This window comes from Paraburkholderia sp. SUR17 (assembly GCF_029536165.1).
Classification (GTDB): domain Bacteria; phylum Pseudomonadota; class Gammaproteobacteria; order Burkholderiales; family Burkholderiaceae; genus Paraburkholderia; species Paraburkholderia kururiensis.
Map to the genome: position 1 here is coordinate 2,650,060 of NZ_CP120509.1, position 20,975 is coordinate 2,671,034.

At 63.9% G+C, this 20,975-nt stretch carries 20 protein-coding genes; 6 read left to right on the forward strand and 14 right to left on the reverse strand.

Going from position 1 to position 20,975, the window contains the following annotated elements; all coding sequences use genetic code 11:
* Positions 1-20 precede the first annotated feature (20 nt).
* Positions 21-887: an NmrA family NAD(P)-binding protein gene (locus P2869_RS29050; RefSeq protein WP_277598762.1), complete on the forward strand. Its 867-nt coding sequence runs from the start codon at positions 21-23 to the stop codon at positions 885-887.
* Positions 888-967: 80 nt separating this feature from the next.
* Positions 968-1,987, forward strand: a complete 1,020-nt coding sequence (locus P2869_RS29055; protein WP_277598763.1) for an aldo/keto reductase — start codon at positions 968-970, stop codon at positions 1,985-1,987.
* A 204-nt stretch (positions 1,988-2,191) separates the two neighbouring features.
* Here P2869_RS29055 and P2869_RS29060 read toward each other — a convergent pair whose 3' ends face one another.
* Genes P2869_RS29060 through P2869_RS29105 form a run of 10 tightly spaced genes read right to left on the reverse strand, consistent with a single transcriptional unit; the run spans position 2,192 to position 11,494 of the window.
* The gene (locus tag P2869_RS29060; protein WP_277598764.1) at positions 2,192-3,160 is read right to left on the reverse strand and encodes an NAD-dependent epimerase/dehydratase family protein; all 969 of its coding nucleotides are present in this window, start codon (positions 3,158-3,160) and stop codon (positions 2,192-2,194) included.
* Positions 3,157-4,194, reverse strand: coding sequence for a fumarylacetoacetate hydrolase family protein (locus P2869_RS29065; RefSeq protein WP_277598765.1), 1,038 nt, complete (start codon positions 4,192-4,194; stop codon positions 3,157-3,159). Before P2869_RS29065 ends, P2869_RS29060 begins: the two co-directional genes overlap by 4 nt.
* A complete protein-coding gene (locus P2869_RS29070; RefSeq protein WP_277598766.1) occupies positions 4,191-4,787 on the reverse strand; it encodes a cupin domain-containing protein in 597 nt (198 codons plus the stop codon). Before P2869_RS29070 ends, P2869_RS29065 begins: the two co-directional genes overlap by 4 nt.
* Positions 4,784-5,599, reverse strand: coding sequence for a cyclase family protein (locus P2869_RS29075; protein WP_017774866.1), 816 nt, complete (start codon positions 5,597-5,599; stop codon positions 4,784-4,786). Before P2869_RS29075 ends, P2869_RS29070 begins: the two co-directional genes overlap by 4 nt.
* Positions 5,596-6,822, reverse strand: coding sequence for an MFS transporter (locus P2869_RS29080; protein ID WP_277598767.1), 1,227 nt, complete (start codon positions 6,820-6,822; stop codon positions 5,596-5,598). Before P2869_RS29080 ends, P2869_RS29075 begins: the two co-directional genes overlap by 4 nt.
* A 14-nt stretch (positions 6,823-6,836) precedes the next feature.
* Positions 6,837-7,979, reverse strand: coding sequence for an FAD-dependent oxidoreductase (locus P2869_RS29085; RefSeq protein ID WP_277598768.1), 1,143 nt, complete (start codon positions 7,977-7,979; stop codon positions 6,837-6,839).
* A 31-nt stretch (positions 7,980-8,010) separates the two neighbouring features.
* The gene (locus P2869_RS29090; protein ID WP_277598769.1) at positions 8,011-8,370 is read right to left on the reverse strand and encodes a Rieske 2Fe-2S domain-containing protein; all 360 of its coding nucleotides are present in this window, start codon (positions 8,368-8,370) and stop codon (positions 8,011-8,013) included.
* A 12-nt stretch (positions 8,371-8,382) separates the two neighbouring features.
* The gene (locus tag P2869_RS29095; RefSeq protein WP_277598770.1) at positions 8,383-9,333 is read right to left on the reverse strand and encodes a VOC family protein; all 951 of its coding nucleotides are present in this window, start codon (positions 9,331-9,333) and stop codon (positions 8,383-8,385) included.
* Positions 9,334-9,360: 27 nt separating this feature from the next.
* Complete coding sequence (locus tag P2869_RS29100) at positions 9,361-10,524, reverse strand: prolyl oligopeptidase family serine peptidase (RefSeq protein ID WP_277598771.1); 1,164 nt, start codon at positions 10,522-10,524, stop codon at positions 9,361-9,363.
* A 55-nt stretch (positions 10,525-10,579) separates the two neighbouring features.
* Positions 10,580-11,494, reverse strand: coding sequence for a transporter (locus P2869_RS29105; protein ID WP_277598772.1), 915 nt, complete (start codon positions 11,492-11,494; stop codon positions 10,580-10,582).
* 295 nt (positions 11,495-11,789) lie between these two features.
* Here P2869_RS29105 and P2869_RS29110 point away from each other — a divergent pair, with 295 nt between their 5' ends.
* A complete protein-coding gene (locus P2869_RS29110; protein WP_277598773.1) occupies positions 11,790-12,716 on the forward strand; it encodes a LysR family transcriptional regulator in 927 nt (308 codons plus the stop codon).
* A 446-nt stretch (positions 12,717-13,162) separates the two neighbouring features.
* Here P2869_RS29110 and P2869_RS29115 read toward each other — a convergent pair whose 3' ends face one another.
* Genes P2869_RS29115 through P2869_RS29125 form a run of 3 tightly spaced genes read right to left on the reverse strand, consistent with a single transcriptional unit; the run spans position 13,163 to position 17,089 of the window.
* Positions 13,163-14,407, reverse strand: a complete 1,245-nt coding sequence (locus tag P2869_RS29115; RefSeq protein WP_277598774.1) for a D-amino acid dehydrogenase — start codon at positions 14,405-14,407, stop codon at positions 13,163-13,165.
* Positions 14,404-15,861, reverse strand: a complete 1,458-nt coding sequence (locus P2869_RS29120; protein ID WP_277598775.1) for a D-aminoacylase — start codon at positions 15,859-15,861, stop codon at positions 14,404-14,406. Before P2869_RS29120 ends, P2869_RS29115 begins: the two co-directional genes overlap by 4 nt.
* Positions 15,862-15,868: 7 nt before the next feature.
* Positions 15,869-17,089: an MFS transporter gene (locus tag P2869_RS29125; RefSeq protein WP_233411427.1), complete on the reverse strand. Its 1,221-nt coding sequence runs from the start codon at positions 17,087-17,089 to the stop codon at positions 15,869-15,871.
* Between the two features lie 82 nt (positions 17,090-17,171).
* Between P2869_RS29125 and P2869_RS29130 the strand changes: the two genes are divergently transcribed.
* A complete protein-coding gene (locus tag P2869_RS29130) occupies positions 17,172-18,134 on the forward strand; it encodes a LysR family transcriptional regulator (RefSeq protein WP_277598776.1) in 963 nt (320 codons plus the stop codon).
* A 648-nt stretch (positions 18,135-18,782) separates the two neighbouring features.
* Here the strand turns inward: P2869_RS29130 and P2869_RS29135 are convergent.
* Positions 18,783-19,664, reverse strand: coding sequence for a LysR family transcriptional regulator (locus P2869_RS29135; protein ID WP_277598777.1), 882 nt, complete (start codon positions 19,662-19,664; stop codon positions 18,783-18,785).
* A 131-nt stretch (positions 19,665-19,795) separates the two neighbouring features.
* Here P2869_RS29135 and P2869_RS29140 point away from each other — a divergent pair, with 131 nt between their 5' ends.
* Together P2869_RS29140 and P2869_RS29145 are read left to right on the forward strand one after the other, a co-directional pair.
* Positions 19,796-20,395: an NADPH-dependent F420 reductase gene (locus P2869_RS29140; RefSeq protein WP_277598778.1), complete on the forward strand. Its 600-nt coding sequence runs from the start codon at positions 19,796-19,798 to the stop codon at positions 20,393-20,395.
* Between the two features lie 60 nt (positions 20,396-20,455).
* Complete coding sequence (locus P2869_RS29145; RefSeq protein ID WP_277598779.1) at positions 20,456-20,950, forward strand: SRPBCC domain-containing protein; 495 nt, start codon at positions 20,456-20,458, stop codon at positions 20,948-20,950.
* Positions 20,951-20,975 lie beyond the last annotated feature (25 nt).

The window sequence follows — 20,975 nt, forward strand, 5'->3', positions numbered from 1 at the left end:
CCATGTAAGGAGAACGAGCAATGTTTGCGATTACGGGAATCACGGGCAAGGTCGGCGGCGCAGTTGCCCGCCGGCTTCTCGCGGCAGGTCAACCGGTGCGTGGCGTTGTGCGCGACGTCACACGAGCGGGAGCATGGGCAGAACGCGGCTGCGAACTCGCGACGGCTCGCATGGACGACGCTTCGTCGCTCACCGCTGCGTTCGAAGGCGCAAGGGGTGTTTTCATCTTGCCTCCTTCCGAGTTCGATCCGGAGCCTGGATTTCCCGAGGCGCGGGCGGTGATCGACGCCGTGTCGACGGCGATTGTGAAGGCACGACCCGAAAAAGTGGTTTGCCTGTCGACGATCGGGGCTCAGGCGCACGAAAGCAATTTGCTCACGCAGCGCACGTTGATGGAGCAGGCGTTGTGCGAGATGCCAATGCCGGTGACCTTCCTGCGGCCGGGCTGGTTCATGGAAAACGCGGCATGGGACGTCGCGTCCGCGCGTGACGACGGTGTTATCGCCAGTTACCTGCAGCCGCTCGACAAGCCCGTACCGATGGTTGGGACCGCAGACGTCGGGCGAGTTGCGGCCGAACTTCTCCAGCAGACGTGGAGCGGCGTACGCGTCGTCGAGCTCGAAGGCCCGCGCCGGGTATCGCCCAACGACCTCGCGTCGACATTCGCTCGCGTGCTCGGTCGCCCCGTCCGCGCCGAGGTGGTCGACAGGCAGACCTGGGAGGCGCTCTTCCGCTCGCAGGGCATGAAATATCCGCTGCCACGGATGCGCATGCTGGATGGGTTCAACGAAGGTTGGATCGATTTCGAGAGCAATCCTGACGAAATAGTCCGCGGTGATGTCGAGCTTGATACGGTTCTGGGCGAGCTTGTGTCACGTTCCGTCTGAACGGAGCCGATGGGCTGACGCGGGCAACTGCGCGTGGACAGGCCATTGCATCTCATTGCCGTACACACAAGGAATACACGATGGAATACAGCACACTGGGTAGAACCGGCCTGCGCGTCTCACGGCTGAGCCTGGGCGCAATGACGTTCGGTGCCGGCGCAGGCGTCTGGAGCGACATTGCCGGACTGGACAGCGGTCAGGCCGCCCGGCTTGTCGCGATGGCCGTGGAGCGCGGCGTCAACCTGATCGACACGGCGGACGCTTACTCACAGGGCCGCTCCGAAGAAGTTGTGGGGGAGGTTCTACGCGCGCTGGGCCTCGACGAAAGCCGGATGCTCGTCGCGACCAAGGTCCGGCTGCGCACCGGCTCCGGCCATAACGACGTGGGGTTGGGCCGCTCGCACATCATGCGCACGGTGGAGACAAGTCTGAAGAGAATCGGCCGCGATCACATCGACCTGTTCCAACTGCACGATCGCGACTTACTTGTGCCGTTCGATGAAACGCTTCGTGTTCTTGATGACCTGGTTACACAGGGCAAGGTGCGTCACATCGGCGTGTGCAATTTCAGCGCTGCTGATATCGAGCGGGCGTTCGGCATAACGACCCGCACAGATCGCATACCGCTTGCAAGCAATCAGGTTCACTACTCGCTGACGAGTCGCGACGTCGAGCACGAAGTCATGCCTGTCGCTGCAGCAAACAAGCTGGGCCTGCTGGTCTGGAGCCCGCTCGCCGGCGGTTACCTGAGCGGCAAGTACGGACCGACGCGTGAGACTGCGGGGCGCCGTGCGAAACTCGACTTTCCGCCCGTTGATGCAGTCAGGGCCGCGCCAATCCTTGAAGTACTGCGTGAAGTGGCCAACGAACTGGCGACTACGCCAGCGCAAGTCGCACTGGCGTGGCTACTCGCGCGCGAGCAGATTGCTTCTGTCATCGTCGGAGCTCGAACGCCGGAGCAACTCGCGGAAAATCTCGATGCGCAAAACCTTCTGCTGACCCCTGAACAGCTCACGCGCCTCGATGAGGTCTCTGCGACGCCAATGCCGTTTCCGCATTGGATGCAACACTTCCATGACCGGGATCGCGTTCCCCGGTGATCAGCAACAGCACGGTAGAGAGCAGACGTGACTGTACGACCCTGAACGGTGGCAACGGGATATGAGGCGCGTGCGACATATCCACTTCCGGGCCAGGGCAGCGCTATTTAACCCGCCCCAGGTCGCGCCGCGACCCATAAAGCCAGCACCCTTTGCTGAGTGGCGCTGAATCTAACGTTCGGTCGCGTCAACACAAACACTCATCTATTTCAGGGTTCCGTCTTCCCCCTCGAGCGCTGCCTCTACGAGCGCGTCGATCGTGCCATCGTCCCTGAAACCGGCCGCGAGCGCGCGGCCGTCCGTGAGTGGCGGTTGCCTTCCGAAGCGCTGTTCGATGCGATCCACCGGCGCGTAGTCGATCTCGAACGCGCCGAAACGCCGGCGCAAGGCCTCCACGATCTGGCCCACGGACAGATGCAATACCGGAGGCGTCCAGACTCGCCCCGCATGCAGATGCACCGCGGGCATGCGCGCGGCGTGCAGCAGGTTGTCGACGCTGCATCTTCGCGACATCCACCATACGGTGGCCGCGGGCGAAACGGGGCACGTATAGGCCTCGCCGCGCTGCGCCATGCGAAAAAGCTGGCTCATGAACGCCGACCCATGCCCCGACGACAACTCCGGCCGCGCCACGATGCCCGGCAAACGCAGCGAGCGGCCGTCGAGCATGCCGCGGCGCGTCCAGTCAGCGAGGAGCAGTTCGCCGACGAGCTTGTGCGTGCCGTAGCTGATGGTCGGTTGTGGCGCTGTGTGCTCATCGACGGAGCAAGGCAACGGTTCGCCTAACACCGCGACGCTGCTCGCGTAGACGACGCGCGCCGCCCGTCCTTCGCACCGCACCGCCTGCTTCGCGAGACGTTCGAACAGCGCGAGCATGCCCCACAGATTCACGCTGTCGCCCACGGCTGGCTCGGCTTCCGCCTGCGCGCCCGGCACGCTTGCCAGATGAAAGACGACGTCCACCGGTTTCGCCAGGAGCGGTTCGAGCACCTGCGGACTGCCGAAATCGCCGGCAACCGCGGTAACGCGAGCATCGCCTTGCGCCAGCCCCATCTGCCGATCGATCAGCACGAGTTCCGACACATCGCCGCACTGCGCGATGCCTTCACGCAGCAGCCGGTGGACGAGCGCGGTCCCGACGAACCCGCCGGCTCCCGTGACGAGCACTCTCATGATCGCGGCGCCTGGGTTGCGACCTCATTCGCGACCTCTTCTGCGCCGCCAAGCGCACGCACCACCTGCTGGTCGATCGACCCAAACGGCGCGCCGCCCGCGTCGTCGCGAGCCGTCATGCGAACCCGGTCGCCAAACTGCATGAACGGCGTGCGCGCCTTTCCTTCGTCGATCATTTCGATCACGCGCCGCTCGGCAATGCATGCGGACCCTGCGTGGCGGTCCACGTTCGACACCGTCCCGGAGCCGACGATCGTCCCCGCCGACAGCCTGCGCGTGCGCGCGGCATGCGCGATGAGATCGCCGAAACCGAAGTTCATTTCACCGCCATGCGGATACCCGAACCAGCGATCGTTCCAGTCCACATGCAAACGCAGATGCACGCGGCCGTCGTGCCAATGCTCGCCCAGTTCGTCCGGCGTGACCGCGACGGGCGCAAAGCTCGTGGAGGGCTTGGCCTGCAGAAACCCGAAGCCGCTCTTCATCTCGCGTGGCCCGAACGCGCGCAGGCTCCAGTCGTTGAGCTGCACGACGAGGCGGACGTGCCGAAGCGCATCGCGAGGCGACACGCCCATCGGCACGTTCGCCACCACCACGCCGAACTCGCCTTCGAAGTCGATGCCGTGGTCTTCGTCAGGCAAAGGCACGTCCTGATGCGGCCCAAGAAAGTCGTCGCTCGCGCCCTGGTACATGACCGGCACCGTATCGAACTCGGGAATGGGCGGCGTATTGAACGCCTGTTCCATCAGGCGACCGTGGTTGAGGAACGCCGAGCCGTCGCACCATTGCGGGCTGCGCGGCAACGGCGCGGCGCAGGCCCGCGGATCGAACGGGCGCGCCTCGGGCAAGGCGCCGGCATTGAGCGCGTCGTAACGTGCCTCGAGAAGCGGCGCGACTGCGTCCCAACGTTGCAGCGCATCGAGCAACGTCGGCGCAATCGGCGTGGCGTCCGCCGCATAACGAAGGTCGCGCGACACGAGCAGCAGGCGGCCGTTTGCGCCATCCACGCCATCCGGCAACGAACTGAATTTCATTGCGTCTCCCCTTGCGCCCTGCTCGCGAGCGCGGCGGCGATGGCCGGGTCGTAGACGCCATCGATCAATACGAACAGCATCCGGCACATACGCCCCGAACGATTCGCCCAGGCATGGTTGGTCCCACGCTGAATCACCACGCTGCCCGGCTTCAACGCGACCTCGGCATCGTCCAGAACCAACGTCATCTCGCCTTCCATCACGACGCCATAGTCGATCGACTCCGTGCGGTGCATGAGCGGATGCGGCGAATCGGCCTGGACGGTGGACGCATCGGCATCGCCTATCTGGCTGAACGCGGCATGCATGTTCGCGGCGCCGTGCGCGAGAAATTCCGGCGTGTCGGGCGGAATGTCGACGAAGCGCATGCGCGTGCCCTGGCTGGGCGGCGGCAACATGAGCGCGCCGACGGTGGGATCGGAGCCGTTGTTCACCACAGCCGGACTTTCCGACGTGCTCCAGACTTCGTGGAACACCGTGCCGGGAATCGCGGCAATCTCTGCAACGGTAGGCAACGGCCCGTCGGACACGACGATCGCCCGGCCGTTGGCGTCGTGGCCGGTCACGACGCGGCGAATGGTGGGAAAGCTCATGCCGCGGGCTCCGCATTGGGTTGATCGAAAATCGCGACGGCACGCGTCCAGCCCGCCGAAGCGCCGCGAATCTTGTGCGGAAAGCAGCTGATCGTGAAGCCGGTGGGCGGCAGCGCTTCGAGGTTGTGCAGTTTCTCCAGATGGCAATAGCCGATGTCGCGTCCGGCCTTGTGCCCTTCCCAGATCAGCGACGTATCGCCCGTCTGCGCAATCTTCTTCGCGGTATAGGAGAACGGCGCGTCCCAGCTCCAGGCGTCGGTGCCCGTCAGACGCACGCCGCGCTCCAGCAGATACAGCGTCGCCTCGTAGCCCATGCCGCAACCTGCGTTCACGTAATCGCCGTGCCCATAGCGCGAGCCGGCCCGCGTGTTCACGACGACGATGTCGAGCGGCTGCAACGTGTGGCCGATACGTGCCAGCTCGGCCTCGACATCGGCGGCGCTCGCGACGTAGCCGTCCGGGAAATGGCGGAAATCGAGCTTCACGCCGGGCTGGAAACACCACTCCAGCGGCACCTCGTCGATCGTGATGGACGGCCGCGCCTCGCCGAGCTTCGCGTCCATGGTCGAATGGAAATGCCAGGGCGCGTCCAGATGCGTGCCGCTGTGCGTGGTGAGCGTGACCCATTCCGCGGCGGCAGCCTCGCCGTCCGGATAGTCCTCGGGCTTCGTGCCCGGCAGCATGGCCATGAACTCGGGCAACGTGTCGGCATGTTTCTGGTACGTGATCTTCGGCGCGAGCGGCGGCGGATCGGACAGCACATCGTTCTCCAGATAGATGGAGAGATCGACAAACCGGCGAACGGGCTTCATGCCTTGACTCCTTGCGAATCAGGACGGCTCTCGAGCCGTGAAAAGCAGAACACCGCCGCCACCGCCATCACGACCGCCGCAACGCCCAGGCTGCCGTAGCCCGAGTGCTTGACGAGCGTGCCGCCCAGGAGCGGCCCGACCGCGGCGCCCGTCATCAGCATGGCCGGCGTCGCGGCAACGGCGCGTCCGGTACGGTCGATGCGGGCGAGCATGCCGAAGGCGAAGGTGTGGGTGAAGATCATCACGGCGGCAAAGACCGAGGTGGCCGCTGCATACGGCCCGAAGGTCGCGCTCTGCGTGATGATCAACGCCAGCACAGCCTGCACGATGGGGCCGGCCTGCACCACCCTGCGGCCGGCAATGCGCCGTTCGAGCAACCCCGCCACAGGCGCCGGAAACAGGTTGACGAGGCCGAGCGCGATCAGCGTGCCCGTCACCGCGCCGAAGCCGAAGCCGTGGTCGAGCCCGATGCGCTGCACGAAGCTGAAGAGCATCGACTGCGTGAGCCCCATGCATCCCACGCCCACCATGCCGAACCAGACCGCGCGCTCGAAGCGCGGCTCGGCCACCGTCGTCGTGCTGCGTTGCGCGCGAACGGACGGAAATGCCAGCGCGCAGGCCACCGTCGCCACACCCATGACGCCCGCGAAGACGCGAAACAGCGTGGGACCGCCGTGTTGCGCGATCAAGGCAGGCGTCGCGCCCAGAAACGCGATCGCGAACACACCGAGCGCGAGCCCCGCAATAGCGAACAGGCGATGCGGATGGCGGCTGCGTCCAATCGTGCCGTGCGTAAAGCTCAAGCCGCATCCCACGGCAATACCGGCCACCGCGTGTAGAACCGCCATCGCCGCATAGCCGTCTATCGCGACGACGCCGACAAACGCGAGCGTCGCCACGCCGAAGCCGAGCGTCGCCATGACGCGCGCCGGCAAACGGTTCAGGCGCGGCGAGAAGAACAGGCTGGCCACCACGGCGCCCGCCAGAAAGAGCGTGGCGAGCAGCCCGGCCTGTTCTGCATCGAGCCGGTATGCGCCGATCAAGGTGCCCACCCATACCGGCAAGGCAACCAGATCGACCATGCCGGCACAGTGCGAGACCATCAGGACAACAATCCCGGATGTGCGTAACCGGGCTGCTGAATCCGTGTCCGCATCGGTGCCGCCCGGGAGGTCGACGTGCGCGGCATGCGCCGCGTGTGTCGCAGAAAGGTTCGTTTCCATCGCGACTCCCGTCGTCAGATCGGCTGCGCGAGACGCTGGTGCGTCTCGTGCATGATGCGGGTGTGTTCGGCCTTGTCGCCGCCGGTAATCTCGATCTCGCCGAGGCGCCCCGAGTTTTCCACCACCATGCGGCAGCGCTCCCAGCGCCGTGCCTGAAAAGCCTGCAATGCCGCCTGCACTGTCGCGCCGCGCCCCAGTTCCTCGGCCAGCACGATGCCGTCTTCTATGCCGATGCCCGCGCCCGATGCCATATGCGGCGTGGTGGCGTGTACCGCGTCGCCCACCAGCACCACGCGTGCGTTGAACCACGGCTGCGGCAGCAGCAGGCTTTCCAGCGGACGATAGTTGCAGCGCGACTGCGGCCCGAGCTGCGCGCGGATGGACTGCACCAGCGGCGCGCCGAACGACGCCAGCAGATCCGAGAGCATGCGCGGCCAGTGGGCGGGATCGATGTGCTCGTTCGTCGGCCGGTCTTCGGTGACGAAGACGTACATCTCTTCCTGCGAAACGGGATTGACGCCGGCCTTCACCTTCTGCCCGAGCCACATCGTCGCGCAGACGATCTCCGCCGGACGCGGCACGACCGCGCGCCACACGCCCTGGCCCGTGTAGCGCGGCTTTGGCGCATCCGGGAACACGGCGGCCCGCACCGTCGAGTAGAGGCCGTCGGCGCCTACTACGAGGTCGTAGGTACCGCGCGTGCCGTCTGTGAAGGTCACGTCCACGCCGCCGTCCACGCCGTCTGTGCGCTGCGCGATTTGCGAGAACGTGCAGCCGAGCCGCACGTGCACGCCGGCCGCGCGCGTCGCATTGGCGAGAATCCCGGCCAGCGCGGGACGCATGATGGCCGCGCCGCCGGGCACATCGTCGCCCGCCACGCGCGGCGTGGGCAACGTGCCGATCGGCTGGCCCGCGGCGGTGAACAGGTTCACGCCGTCGCCGCCGTAGCCGCGTTCGAAGAAGGCATCGAGCACGCCCACGGTGCGCAACGCACGCAGCGTCGGGCCGCCGATGCTGATGCCCGCGCCATACGAGCGCCAGCCCTCGTCGATCTCCACGAGATCGACCGTCATGCCGAGCTTCGCGCACTGAATCGCCGTAGCCATGCCGGAGAAGCCTCCGCCGATGACGAGGACGCGCTGGATAGGGGTGGTCATCTGGGTGTCTCCTTGGGTGTTATGTGATGAGTCATGTCTCGTGCCGGATCAGCATGATCTCGCCGTCGCGGGTCACTTCTATCGGCACAGGATTCAGCCGCTGGCCGAGGCACGGGCCGAGCAGGCACACGCCGCTCGCCATGTCGAACTGCGCCCCGTGCGCATGGCAGACGATGCGCGTGGCGTCGCCGTTCAGATAGGCGTCCTTGCGCCAGGCCATCGGCGTGTCGCCGAAATGCGGGCATGCGTCGCGCCACGCGTGCAGCGCCTCGCCGCGGCGCACGACGAAGAGCGTGTCGCGTCCCGTGCCGTCGGGATCGAAGCCGCGCGCGCCGGGATCGGGCAGATCGGCGACGCTCGCAAGCCGAATGGAAAGCAATGGGCCGGACATGGCGGTGCCCGCTCAATCCGCCTTGACGGCGGGCGGCGGCGCCGCGCCCGGCGCCCAGTTCTCGCGATGCTGGAACAGAAAGAGCTGCGACGTATCCGCGCCCAGGGGCGCCTCGCGCGCGGTCCACGCCGTATCGTGCAGGTCCATGTCGGCGTCGTACTCCACGTGGCAGCCGAACGGGCTGTTGAAGTACCAGAACCAGTTGGAGCCGAAGCGGTGACGCCCCGGGCCCCAGAACGACTGGTATCCCTTCGCGACGAAACGCGTGCCTGCCTGAAGCACCTCGGTGGGGCCGCCCATATGAAACGTGAAGTGTTCGCAGCCCTTCATGAACGGCGGCGTCTCGATCATGAACAGCGTGTGATGGTCGAGCGTGCCGGCCGGTTGCAGGAAAGGGCCAACGCCCGTGAAGCGGTCCGTGCAGCGAAAGCCGAGCCGCTTGACGTAGAACGCCTCGGCGCGCGCGGCGTCCGGCACGAAGTAGACGACGTGCGAAAGCGTACGCGGTGTAAGCGCGGCATCGTCGCGCACGCCGACCACGTTCGGCGCGCGCAGCGCCGGCGCGCCAGGCGCGTTCACGGGCTCGGCGGGCAGCGCAAGCGGACGGCGCCTCGTGACCTGAAAGCCGATGGCAAAGCCCATGTCGTCCACCGATTCGATCGAGCCGTCGGCAAGCGTGCGCACTTCGCGGTCGCGACGCAGTTCGCCGGCAATCGCATCGAGCGTCGCGGCATCGGCCACACCGTAGACCGTCTTGCGCAGCATGCTCGCTGTGCCGAGCGAGGGCGCGAGGCGCGCATCGTCGCGATGCGCGATTTCGATGCCCGTGCCGTCGAGCGCTTCGAAGCGCCCGCCCGTTGCGTCGCGGCGCACCGGCAACAGGCCGTAGTCGATCAGATATTGGCCGCAGGCGGCAACGTCGTCCACGCCGAAGACCAGCGTATCGAGTCCGATGATGTTCATGAGATAGGCGTTCTAAAGAAAAGTGGATCAGCGTGCGGTGCGTCCGCCGAGCGTTTCGGCGACCCAGTCGGCAATGAAGTGCCCCGCGTTGATGGAGTTATCGAAGCTCGAATGCTGCACGCCGCCTTCGCGTTCGGTGAAGATCTTCAATTCGCGCTTCGGGCTGTTCACGAGCTGCTCGTAGGTGCGATGCGCCCAGGCCACCGGGATCTGCGAGTCCTTCGAGCCGTGCGTCACGAGGAACGGCACCTTGATGCGCTCGACCACGCCGTCGAGATGCACGTTTTCGGCAATGCGCATGAAGTCGTCGATGTCTTTGGCGCCCCAGACCCAGCACACGTGCTTCCAGTAATGCGGCACGGGGAAGTTGCCTTCGCGCTGCAGGCGTTTCTTCTGCACGTCGCGCCAGTCGTGATTGGCACCCCACACCACGCCGCACGCGAAGCGCGGCTCGAAGGCCACCGCGCGCGGACAGTAGTAGCCGCCAAGCGAGACGCCCTCCATGCCGATCCGTTTTGCGTCCACGTCGTCGCGCGTTTCGAGCCAGTCCACGATGGGACTCGCCCAGACCTCGCTGTTGTAGACCGCATGCAGGCCATGAAGCCGCAGCGCTTCGCCCGTGCCGGGTTGATCGACGACGAGCGACGACACACCGCGCCGCGCGAGCCATGCCGGCAGGCCCACGAGGTACTTCATCTCCTTCGTGGAATCGAGCCCGTTCACCTGCACGAGGAGCGGGCTGGGCGCGCCATCGGCCTGCTCCGCCTTCACGAGCAGACCGGAGAGGTGCCCGTTGCCGTATGGAATGGCAACGCGCTCGCAGTTTTCGCCCGTCAGCGCGATGGCCCGGTCGAACGTATCGAGCGAACGGCGGTACAGGTCGATGCGCCCGGGCGCATCGTGCGCGAGCATGCGCTCGGCCGTGATGAGATACATCGCGGCACGCCGGTATTTCTCGCCCGCGGAGAGCAGCCGACCTCGCGCTTCGTCTTCACACGCCAGGTCGCACAGGCGGTCGGCAGTCTTGACCCAGGCCTCGCGAAACGCGCGCGTGCCTTCCGCATCGGGCTGCCGTGACGCCTCCTGCAGCGGCGCGCACATGTCCTCGATTTCGCCCATGCGCGCGCCCATTTCGATGGCGAGATCGACGGACAGATTCCAGACGTAGTTGGTAGGAAAGTAGCGAAACATACGGATTGCCTTCGTTGAAATGACGTATTGCCTGCGACGACGCGCGTGAGCGTGCCTACCCCTTGCGCCCGAAGCCCGGCCACAAGGGAATGGCGATGTTCAGCCACACGTTGTTGCTCTTCGACGTATTCGCGGCATACAAGCCCTGCTGATAATTGAGGTTGATATTCCAGCTTCTCGCGTCGTAGACGAGCGAGGGGCCGATGCCGAACGTGCGCATGCGGTTGCCCACGTTCACGCCATTTGCCTTGTCGTCGCTGAACTGATTCAGATACGCGCCCACCACGCCGAGCTTCCACGGGCCGAAGTTCCAACCGGCCTCGAACTCGCCGACATAGCCGTCGCCGGAGCGATAGTTCGTCGTGCCATTCTTTGCGTTGAGCAGCAGGCGGTTGGCAATGCCGATGTCGATGCCGTTGGGCACGTTGTAGCGAATGGAGAAGACCGGCTGCACCGACGTGTAGCCCACCGCCACGCTCGCCTTCACGGGGCTGTAGGAACCCGTCTCGAACGCGACGTCGATGCCCGACGCAATCGCAAGGTTTTGCGACACGTTCCATTGCACCAGCACCGGTGTCAGCGTGATGTTGGAAAGACCGTTCTGCGTGCCCGATTGCCCCGCTACGCTGGTATGCAGCGAGACGACCGGAATGACGAGCTGCGAGTAGACGTTCGCGCCCAGCAAATGAAACGGATACGCCACGAGCAGACGCGTGGTCTCGGAAAACACCGACGAATGAAACGGGATGGGCAGCTTCTTGCCGTCGTTGCCGTAGAGTCCGTTCGCAAAGCTGTAGTTGAACTGCTCCAGCGCAAACAGGCCCGGAATGGGCGGAAGATTGGCGAAATTCGTGGCCACCGCGCCCGCGGGATACGGCGAAACGCCGCCTTCGAATGCCTGCGCTTCGTTCATCGAAACGACGGCCAACACGGCGCAGCCGATGGCCCTTGCGACCGGATTCTTCAACATGCTGTCTCCTCAACCTGCGCGGCGCTCGTGCCGCGCGGCGTCTCTTTAGTAGTGGAAAGCGTGGTGTGCACAGTGCACGTACGCGCGGTACGTGCACGCTGAAAGTGCCTTGACGCTGGCCTCCCGATGCAATGCATGCGTGATCGCGTCGAGATGTGACGTAGGTTAAGATAGCCGGACGTATTGGAGAAATGGATTCAATCCATGCGCGATATCGATGGTGTGAATACTCTCAGGCAAAACCCTGGTGCCGCCCTCACACCGCGACAAGAATAGAAGCACGGAGACAGCACGCATGCGGTTCAACAAGCTCGACCTCAACCTGCTTGTCGCGCTCGACGCGCTCTTGAGCGAGCAGAACATCAGCCGCGCCGCCGAGAAAATCCACCTGAGCCAGTCAGCCACCAGCAACGCGCTTGCGCGGTTACGTGAATACTTCGACGATGAACTGCTCGTGCAGGTGGGTCGCAAGATGGAGCCCACGCCGCGTGCCGAGGCACTGAAAGACGCCGTGCGCGACATCCTCGTGCGTGTCGATGCGACGGTGGCAGCGCAGCCCGAATTCGTGCCCGCGCAGGCCAATCGACTGTTCAGGCTGTTCGTGTCCGACTACACGATGACGACGCTGATTCCGCACCTGTTCAGGCTCGCCTACGAGCAGGCACCCGGCATCCGTTTCGATCTGCGCCCGCAGGTCGCCTATCCGCACCGCGTGCTGGAGCGCGGCGAAGCGGACCTGCTCATCATTCCCAAGGAGTATTGCTCGACCGAGCATCCGGCCGAGGTGCTGCTGGAGGAAACGTTCTGCTGTGTCGTGTGGGAACACAGTCCACTCGCAAAGGGCGAGATGACGAATGAGCGTTACATGGGGGCCGGGCATATCGTCGTGCAGGTGGGCGAGGGGCAGACAGCGATCGAAGCCTGGTTCATGCAGCGGCTCGGCGTCGAGAGACGCGTGGAGGCGAGCACGTACAGCTTCTTCTCGCCCCCGCATCTGCTCATCGGTACGAACCGCATCGCCACCATGCACCGGCGGCTTGCCGAAGCGGCTTCGCGCAGCCTGCCCATCGTGCTGCGCGACGTACCGGTCGCCGTGCCCACGATGGAGCAGTCCGTTCAATGGCACAAGCATCGCACGTCGGATCCGGGTCTCACGTGGTTGCGCGCGCTGCTGAAAGAGGCCGTGTCGACAATGGACCGCGCACGTCATGGCATCGTTTAGCTCATCGCGAGCGGCGTCCACGCAGGAGACTGCACCGATGAAAACGTTATGTTCCCGTTCGTAGGTAATATTTCAGCGGGTAGTAACCGTGCAGGTGGACGGCCACCCGACACGCGTCGTGCACGCGGGCGAGTCCTTCCAGTCGCCCGCCTATGCTTCGCACACGACAACAGCGGGCCCGGACGGTGCACGCGTGCTGGCCAGCTGGGCACACGTGCCGGGCCAGCCGTTCAACCTGCCTGCGCAGCCGTAGCGTCGGTTAGCGCGACTAGCCGCTGCACTAATGCCTGGCCTATACGCACTCGCGGTAAGCGGCCGGGCCACCCACCCGGCTGAAATGGCGATACGCGTGATTTTCGCTCGTTGCAGGCGACTCTCTTCCTGGCACCCACAGGGTGAGGACCTGGATTGCGGTAAGCACCGTCCTGCTCGTCGAAGTCATTCGTTCACAACAAAAACTCGTCCACAGCAGACTTGTGTTCCCGGCCAGCAATTCTGTCGGCCACCCCTTTACCGCTGCCGAGCGCCAGCGTAAAGCCCAACGCGCCATGACCGACGTTCAACCACAGGTTCCGATATCGCGTGCGCCCGAGTATCGGCATGCCCGTAGGGGTTGCGGGCCGCAGACCGGCCCACGGTTCAGCCGATGCGTAGTGGCCGGCCTCGGGAAACGCCGCCTCCACCTCAGTTCTCAACGTGGCCACACGCGATGGATCAATGGTTGCCCGCTGCCCATTCAGATCAGCCATGCCGGCGATTCTCAACCGGTCGCCAAGACGGGCATACACGATCTTGCGCTGGAAATCGGTCACGCTGATCGACGGCGCCGCAGCCTGGTTTCTTACCTTCACGGTCAGGCTGTAACCCTTCAGCGGATAGAGCGGCACCCGGATGCGCAGCGGCCGCAGCAGCGCAACACTGGCCGTTCCCGCCGCCACCACGATGTGCTCGGTGTCCAGCATTTCCCCTGCGGCGAAAGCGCCGATCCGGCCTGCGCCATCTTCGCGAAGAGCGTCAATTTGCGTGGCGAAGCGAAACCGCACACCTTCGCGCCGCAAACGCCGCTCAAGACCGACGCAGAAGCGATAGCAGTCGCCGCTCTCCTCACTTGCCGTGTAGATGCCGCCCGCCAGATGCCTGCCCATATGCGCCAGGGCCGGTTCTGCGTCTACGCATTCATCTGCGGTCATGGCCTGCTGCTCACAGCCCAGTGTTCGCTGGTAGTCGAGCAGTCGGCGTGCCTTGTCGAATGAAGCAAAGTCGCGATGAAGCACCAGTTTGCCGCTATTCGCATAGTCGAAGGCGATATCCGGTTCGCGGGCAACGAACTCATGCATCAGTGCGCGGCTGAACATCGCCAGGCCCAGCAGACGGCGCGTCGTCAGGTCGCTTTGCCGTTGGCTGCACGCGCGCACGAAGCTCAGACACCACCGCCATTGATCCGGATCGAGCGCCGGGCTGAAGCGCACCGGCGAGTCGGCGCGCAACAGCCACGCCGGCAATTTGCCGAGCACGCCGGGTCCGGCGAGCGGCGCCACGTAGCTGTACGACAGCTGCCCGCCGTTGGCGTAGCTCGCCATCGTGCCGACGCCGCTGTTGCTGTCGACGACGGTCACGTCGTGGCCATCGGTCTGCAGGTAGTAAGCGGTCGATAACCCGATGACGCCTGCGCCTATCACGAGGACTTTCATGAAGCGCACACCCTGCGCGTGATGACCTGCCCGGCGCGCGCGCCGGCATGCAGGCCATCGCGCCATGTCAGCACACCGTTCACGATCACGGCCTCGATGCCCTCGGCCGCCTGGATCGGTCTTTCGTAACTGGCGACGTCGCGAATCGTCGCGGGATCGAACACGACGACGTCGGCATGATTGCCCACCGCCAACGTGCCGCGCCCGCTGAGTCCGAAATTCCTGGCTGTCAGACCCGTCATTTTCCATACCGCCGTCTCGAGATCGAACAGCCGCAGATCGCGACTGTAGTGCCCGAGAATGCGCGGGAATGCACCCCACAGACGTGGATGCGGCCGCGCGCCGACGGCGAGGCCGTCCGAGCCGATCATCGTTTCATCGAAGGCGAGGATCGCGCGCACGTCGCCCTCGTCCATGCCGAAGTAGATCGCGTTCGCGGGTTGGAGCCGCGCGGCCGCTGCTTCCCTGGAGACGCCCCACCCGGCAGAAATCTCGCCGAGTTCCCGCCCAGCCTGCTCAGGATGCGGCTCGCTCGAACTGATCACGATACGTTCGCGGAGCTTCGCGGGATCGCTATGCAGCATCGTGGAACTGGCGTTATACGGATAACAGTCCAGCGCCACGCACTGGCAGCGCATCGCCTGCCGGATACGCGGCAGCGTCACGGCCGACTTGCCATGGTTCGACGCCCGCAACAGTTTGTGATGCGAAATGATGACCGGGCAGCCCAGTTCGCGCCCAATCAGGAAGCTCTCTTCGAGAGATTCCATCGACCCGTCCGCTTCGTCGCGCATATGCGTGGCATAGACCGCGCCGGTGCCGGTGAGCGGACGACAGACGTCAATGATTTCCTGGGTCGGTGCGTGAGCCGCGGGCGGGTAGTACGTGCCAGTGGATATCCCTATTGCACCTGCCGCCAGCGCTTCCTCAAGCAGTTCGCGCATCGCGGTAATTTCGAAGTCGCGTGCGGGACGATCGAGCGTATCCATCGTCAGCACACGCAACGTCGAATGGCCGACCATCGGTGCAACGTTCACCGCAGACGGCGCGCTGCGCAGCGCAGCGAGATAGCTGCCAAACGTTGCGTAGCGCTCGCTGTTGCCGGCATCGAGCAGATTGAGCGGCGCAGGCAGCGGCGTATCGTCGCGAAACGGCGCAATGCTGATTCCGCAGTTTCCGGTGACGACGGTCGTCACGCCTTGCGAGATCTTGGCCGTCATGTCCGGCTGTGCAAGCACCGCCTGGTCGTCGTGAGCATGCGAATCGATGAAGCCTGGCGCGACGATCTTTCCGCTTGCATCGAGCCGTTTGGTGGCGTTGCAATCAGCGAGGTTGCCGATAACGGCGATTCGTCCGTTTCTGATACCGATGTCGGCTCGCGTGCGGGGCGCACGCGTCCCGTCGATCAGCATGCCGCCGTGGACGATAAGGTCGAGTTCGGAATGGATGTACATGGCTGGCTCAGGCGGACAGACGCGGCTGCGCGCGCCACGTCGTGGCAACGATGAAAGCAAGCAGCGCGCTCGACACCAGAAACGACAGCGCGACGAGATAGCTGCCGTGGAACGCGACGATCAACGCACCCATCACGGACGGCGCGAGTGAGCCGGCAATCTGGCCGCCGAAATTCATCAGGCCTGTTGCGCTGCCAATTAGATGCTCCGGAAAATACTTGAGTGGAATCGAGAACACCGTGGCATAGACGAAGTTGAACGACAACAGGCAGAGCGTCCAGTACGCCACGAGCAACGTGATAGACGTCGTCGAGATCATCAGCGCGAGAAACACTGCGGAACCGAGTGCGCCAGCCATCATGAAGTGCTTTTCACGCCCCTTGCCGTGGCGGTCGAGCAGCCAGCCGACGACGTTCGTGCCGAGAAACGCGATCAGATACGGAATGGTCGATGCAATGCCGACATGCAGCAGATCGATGCGATAAGCCTTCAGCAGATAGGACGGCATCCACGAAATCATCCCGATATAGACGATGCTGGTGCCGAACCAGATGAAAGTCAGCTTCAGTGCGTCCGGACGCCGGAGAAGTTCACGCAGCTGGTGCTTCGGACGCGCCGCCATCCTGCCGCGTTGGCCCGCCATGCCACCCCTCAGCGCGAGCCACAGCATCACGGCGACAGCCAGGCCGACGACCGAGAGAATATGGAATGCGCTGCGCCAGCCGAGATACACGACGGCCAGCGCGACGCCTGCTGAGCCTGCGGCATTGCCAAGGAAGACGGTCGAAATAAGAAACGACTTGGCACGCGCGCGTTCCGGCTTCGGAAACGTCTCAGCGACTGTTACCGAACTGGCCGGCGAAAAAAATCCCTCGCCGACGCCGAACATGAAACGGATCACCAGTAGCGATCCGAACGACCACGCCAGTCCCGTCAGGCCTGTAAACAGCGACCATAACGCCACACACATGACGACAACAATGCGCGAACCGTAGCGGTCCGAGAGCCAGCCGCCGAGCAGTTGCATCACGGCGTAGCTGACGTAGAACACGCTGAGCAGCAGACCGGCCTGGCCGGCGTCGAGTGCGAATTCCCGGCTGATCGGGATAATCGCGGTGCTCATCACGATCCGGTCGGAATAGCCGATTGCCCATGCGAGGAACAAGGCGGCGAGACAAACCGTTTTCTGCATCCGTGTGTATGCGGGACTGACCGCTTGTGCTTCCATGTGCGTCTCCTGGTGCGATCGCGTATAGGTTGGAAACGACTATAGAAGCTGGATGGCAAGACCGTCGAATGAGACAAAATCGATGGGCTATAACCGCAGGCTATATACTTTTTGCACACGAAAAGGAGCCCGCATGCGCCTTCGACACATCGAAGTATTCTCCGCCATCATGAAGACGGGCAGCGCGGTCGGCGCAGCCAGGGTGCTGAACATCTCGCAGCCGGCCGTCAGCAAAATGCTCCAGCACGCGGAGCGCACGCTCGGGTTCGCACTGTTCGTGCGGTCGAAAGGCAAACTGGTGCCGACGCCCGAGGCGCTGCGTTTGCAGGAAGAGTTGCAGCCGCTCGACGATCAGCTCGCGCGCGTTCACCGGGTCGTGGCGAACCTGTCGGCGGGCAAGGAAGCGCCGTTGCGGATTGCCGCGACGTCTTCGCTTTCCCATCATCTGGTGCCCTATGCGCTGGCGGACTGGGGCCGCGCGTTTCCGAACGCACAGTGCATGCTGGTCTCGTCGCTTACACGCGAGATGATCTACTGGCTGCTGATCGGCGAGATCGATATGGGTTTCACGATGCAGGCAATCTCTCAGCCCAATCTCGTGACCACGCCCGTCTGCAATTTCGACCTGTATGTCATCGCTCCACCGGACTGGTGGCCAAAGAGGGTGCTTGACCGCCCAGCGGTACCCGCCGATCTCGCGGGCCAGCCGTTTATCGCGCTCGATACCGCTTCGCCACTGGGCGTCACCGTCATGGGATGGCTCGATGGCATCGAACCCGAAATCAAGGCATCGGTGAAGACATACGCGCTGGCGCGCGCGCTGGTCGAAGCGAACGTGGGTATCGCAGTTGTCGATGGCTTCACGGCGCAAGCAGGTGCATCAGCAGGAAAGGTGCAGATGCGGCCCATCGTGTCGCCGACGGAAAACTGGGTGTATGCGTTGACCAATAGCTCGCGACCGCCGCCGCAAAGCGCGGACGTTCTCATAAGGTCGATGCAGGCGCTTGGTGGCTATTCTTCGTTGGGGCGGCAGAAGGAAAGCTGAAAAGACTCGGCGGTGCAGAATTTGGATAGATACCTGTCGGTATGGTCCAACTGAGCGACTCGCGCGGCTATCAGGCCGGAGTGACTCCGGTTGTCTACCGGTGAAGAGACCTCGGCTCGTGAGGATGTCTGATTGGATACCGAACGCAAAGATCCTCCCATCGAGCGCATGCCATAGAAGGTTCCATCAGGGTTTTCCGCCGTTAAGAGGGATGACCGGGCCGATGCAAGAAAAGGCGACGAACCGAATTGCCGACGAGTCAGGGACGATGTCGAACGGCCCAAGCTGCCGCCGACCAGAGTCCGGCAACCGAGCGCGGCAATCGCCTCGGCTGCGCGTTCGACGCAAGAGGCATAACACGACCCTATACAGTCGTTCGCGACCGTAGCGATGATCGTCGCGTCACCCATCCATTCCGGCCGTTCGTCGTGAAGTGAAGACATGAAAACTGACTCGGGAAGCTGACTTCCCGCGAGCACTCTCCTGGCAGGTTGCCGGCGAAAGTGTGCAGTGTCGCGAAACAATGAGCCTCGCTGACAGCACGCGTTATGGAGCGATGACGCACCGTAGCGCGAGCACATCGGCATCAGTGATGGCACAGTGAACGGCGATCTTGATCGTGATCTCGAATTGCCAATCGCCGTGGAGCTAAATCCGTTGTGCGAGCGCATCTGCCAGAAAATCCGTGGCAGTGCGTACGCGGGTAGGCACAAACCGTCGCTTGGGCCAGACAAGGCTGACCTCCCTGGGCTGCCGCACGAAGTCATCGAGTACGGTGACGATATCCGGGTGCCGAAACTCGCCCACTAACGAAGCGCGGTGAAACATGCCAATGCCGACGCCGGCCAGCACGCCCGCAAGAATCGTCTCCACGCTGTTGGACGACAGATTGCCGCGCACTGGCACATTGAACTGGCCTTCGGGCCCTGCGAACGGCCACTCCGTCATCTCGCCATAGACCAGACAGTTGTGGTCCTTGAGCTCGGCAGGCGTACGGGGTACACCGAACTTTTCAAAGTAACGGCGAGATCCGCCGCACACAAGCGAGGTGGCAGCCACACGGCGCATCACCGAATCGGGCTCTTCAACGGGACTCACGCGAATCGCAAGATCGATCCTGTCTTCCACCATATCGCGTACGGCGTCGGAAAGAACCATATCGATCCGCAAGCCAGGATGTTGCGCCAGCAATGCGGGAATGAGCGGCAACACGTGCAGTCGGCCAAACGTCGAGGGTGCCGCGATCCTGATGAGGCCTGAAACGTCGAGCGTGGTGCTGGTCAGCTCGTTATCCGCCACCTGGATCTCGTCCACCAGTGGACCCATACGCTCGTAGTACAGCTGCCCCTGATCGGTCAGTGTCACTTTGCGCGTGCTGCGATGAAGCAGTGCCACGCCGAGGCGTTTCTCCAGCGCGTTCACGGCTTTACTGATGGCGGACTGCGACTCGCCAAGCCGTCGAGCGGCTGCGGAAAAGCCCCCTGCCTCCACGACGGCGATAAATGCATTCAGTTCCTGAAACCGATCCATCCGCGACCCCGCTATGTGCATTCGGAACTTATTCCAATATGGAATAAGTTCTATATCAAATGCAGAAATTATCATTCGATTGAGCCGAAATTACTATTCTCCTCGAGCTAACTCAAAGCAGGAGAAAGATCGTGAGTTATTCGATCATCGGTTTCGGCGCGGTGGGTCAGGCGCTGGCACGCGCCTTCGCGCGGCAAAACATTGAAGTCGCAGTAGCCAGCCGGCGAGCGCCCGATGCGCTGCTGCCGGAAGCACAGGCTATCGGCCCAAAGGTCACTCCCAAGACGTTGCAGGACGCCGTGCAGGCCGACACGCTGATCCTCGCGGTGCCGTTCTGGGAGCACCGCAACGTCGCTGAGGTCCTGCCGGACTGGCAGGGCAAAACCCTCATCGACGCGACGAACGCGTTCGGGGTGCCGGTCGAGGAACTGGGAGGCTTGCCGTCATCGGCCGTCATTGCGCGCGCCTTCACGGGTGCCCGCTTCGTCAAGGGATTCAATCATCTGCCTGCACACGTGCTGGCGGCCAACCCCAAAGTCGGCGGCGGCCGGCGCGTCGTGTTTTTATCCAGCGACGACGAGGGAGCGGCGGCACCGGTAGCCCACCTCGCTGAACGGCTCGGCTTTGCGCCGGTCTGGCTGGGTGCACTCCGGGAAGGCGGCTCGCTCGTACAGGCAAGGGGCCGCGAGTGGGCGCCGCTCATCTTCAAGGATCTCGTAAGGCCTGAGTAGCTCGCGCCTCTCACGCCTGCGCAGCATTCGAGTCCACCGCTGTTCCATAAGGGAATCGCCATGTACGAAACAATCAAGTGGCCCGAGGAGATGAAACCGAGCCGCTCTCCGATCCATTTCACCAACGAGCTCGAGGTCCCGGCGTCCGTCCAGACGATCTGGTCCCTGCTGACCGATTTCAGGTCGTGGCCCGCTTTCTATCCCGGTGTTCAACACGTGCAGCCGCTTGACGGCGACGATCGCTTTGGCCTGGGTACGAGATTCGAGACGAATCTTGCCGGCCAGGATGTGTTCGCGTCCGTGCAGGAGTTCGAGCCGATGACCCGCATTGCGTGGGGCGGCTATCCAAAGGTTTCCAGTACGTCCCGGGCCTACCACGCCTGGATCATCACGCCCACGGCAAGTGGGTGCCATCTGTGGACCGAGGAGACGATGCAGGGACCGCACTGGCTGGAGCTCGCAAAGCAGGCACCTGACGTGTTCTGGCTCACCCACGAAAAGCTGCTCAGGAATCTCGCCGAAGTCGCCACGGCGCGTGAGCGTTCCCGCAGCTAACCCTACCGAAAAACGGAGGTCCGAT

What these genes read in the sequence shown, in the direction of transcription:
- P2869_RS29100 (WP_277598771.1), bottom strand. Translation starts at nt 10,524, where the DNA reads ATGTTTCGCTACTTTCCTACCAACTACGTCTGGAATCTGTCCGTCGAT.
- P2869_RS29085 (WP_277598768.1), bottom strand. Translation starts at nt 7,979, where the DNA reads ATGACCACCCCTATCCAGCGCGTCCTCGTCATCGGCGGAGGCTTCTCC.
- P2869_RS29135 (WP_277598777.1), bottom strand. Translation starts at nt 19,664, where the DNA reads ATGGATCGGTTTCAGGAACTGAATGCATTTATCGCCGTCGTGGAGGCA.
- P2869_RS29125 (WP_233411427.1), bottom strand. Translation starts at nt 17,089, where the DNA reads ATGGAAGCACAAGCGGTCAGTCCCGCATACACACGGATGCAGAAAACG.
- P2869_RS29120 (WP_277598775.1), bottom strand. Translation starts at nt 15,861, where the DNA reads ATGTACATCCATTCCGAACTCGACCTTATCGTCCACGGCGGCATGCTG.
- P2869_RS29070 (WP_277598766.1), bottom strand. Translation starts at nt 4,787, where the DNA reads ATGAGCTTTCCCACCATTCGCCGCGTCGTGACCGGCCACGACGCCAAC.
- P2869_RS29145 (WP_277598779.1), top strand. Translation starts at nt 20,456, where the DNA reads ATGTACGAAACAATCAAGTGGCCCGAGGAGATGAAACCGAGCCGCTCT.
- P2869_RS29130 (WP_277598776.1), top strand. Translation starts at nt 17,172, where the DNA reads ATGGGCTATAACCGCAGGCTATATACTTTTTGCACACGAAAAGGAGCC.
- P2869_RS29060 (WP_277598764.1), bottom strand. Translation starts at nt 3,160, where the DNA reads ATGAGAGTGCTCGTCACGGGAGCCGGCGGGTTCGTCGGGACCGCGCTC.
- P2869_RS29095 (WP_277598770.1), bottom strand. Translation starts at nt 9,333, where the DNA reads ATGAACATCATCGGACTCGATACGCTGGTCTTCGGCGTGGACGACGTT.
- P2869_RS29105 (WP_277598772.1), bottom strand. Translation starts at nt 11,494, where the DNA reads ATGTTGAAGAATCCGGTCGCAAGGGCCATCGGCTGCGCCGTGTTGGCC.
- P2869_RS29090 (WP_277598769.1), bottom strand. Translation starts at nt 8,370, where the DNA reads ATGTCCGGCCCATTGCTTTCCATTCGGCTTGCGAGCGTCGCCGATCTG.
- P2869_RS29055 (WP_277598763.1), top strand. Translation starts at nt 968, where the DNA reads ATGGAATACAGCACACTGGGTAGAACCGGCCTGCGCGTCTCACGGCTG.
- P2869_RS29050 (WP_277598762.1), top strand. Translation starts at nt 21, where the DNA reads ATGTTTGCGATTACGGGAATCACGGGCAAGGTCGGCGGCGCAGTTGCC.
- P2869_RS29080 (WP_277598767.1), bottom strand. Translation starts at nt 6,822, where the DNA reads ATGGAAACGAACCTTTCTGCGACACACGCGGCGCATGCCGCGCACGTC.
- P2869_RS29065 (WP_277598765.1), bottom strand. Translation starts at nt 4,194, where the DNA reads ATGAAATTCAGTTCGTTGCCGGATGGCGTGGATGGCGCAAACGGCCGC.
- P2869_RS29075 (WP_017774866.1), bottom strand. Translation starts at nt 5,599, where the DNA reads ATGAAGCCCGTTCGCCGGTTTGTCGATCTCTCCATCTATCTGGAGAAC.
- P2869_RS29115 (WP_277598774.1), bottom strand. Translation starts at nt 14,407, where the DNA reads ATGAAAGTCCTCGTGATAGGCGCAGGCGTCATCGGGTTATCGACCGCT.
- P2869_RS29110 (WP_277598773.1), top strand. Translation starts at nt 11,790, where the DNA reads ATGCGGTTCAACAAGCTCGACCTCAACCTGCTTGTCGCGCTCGACGCG.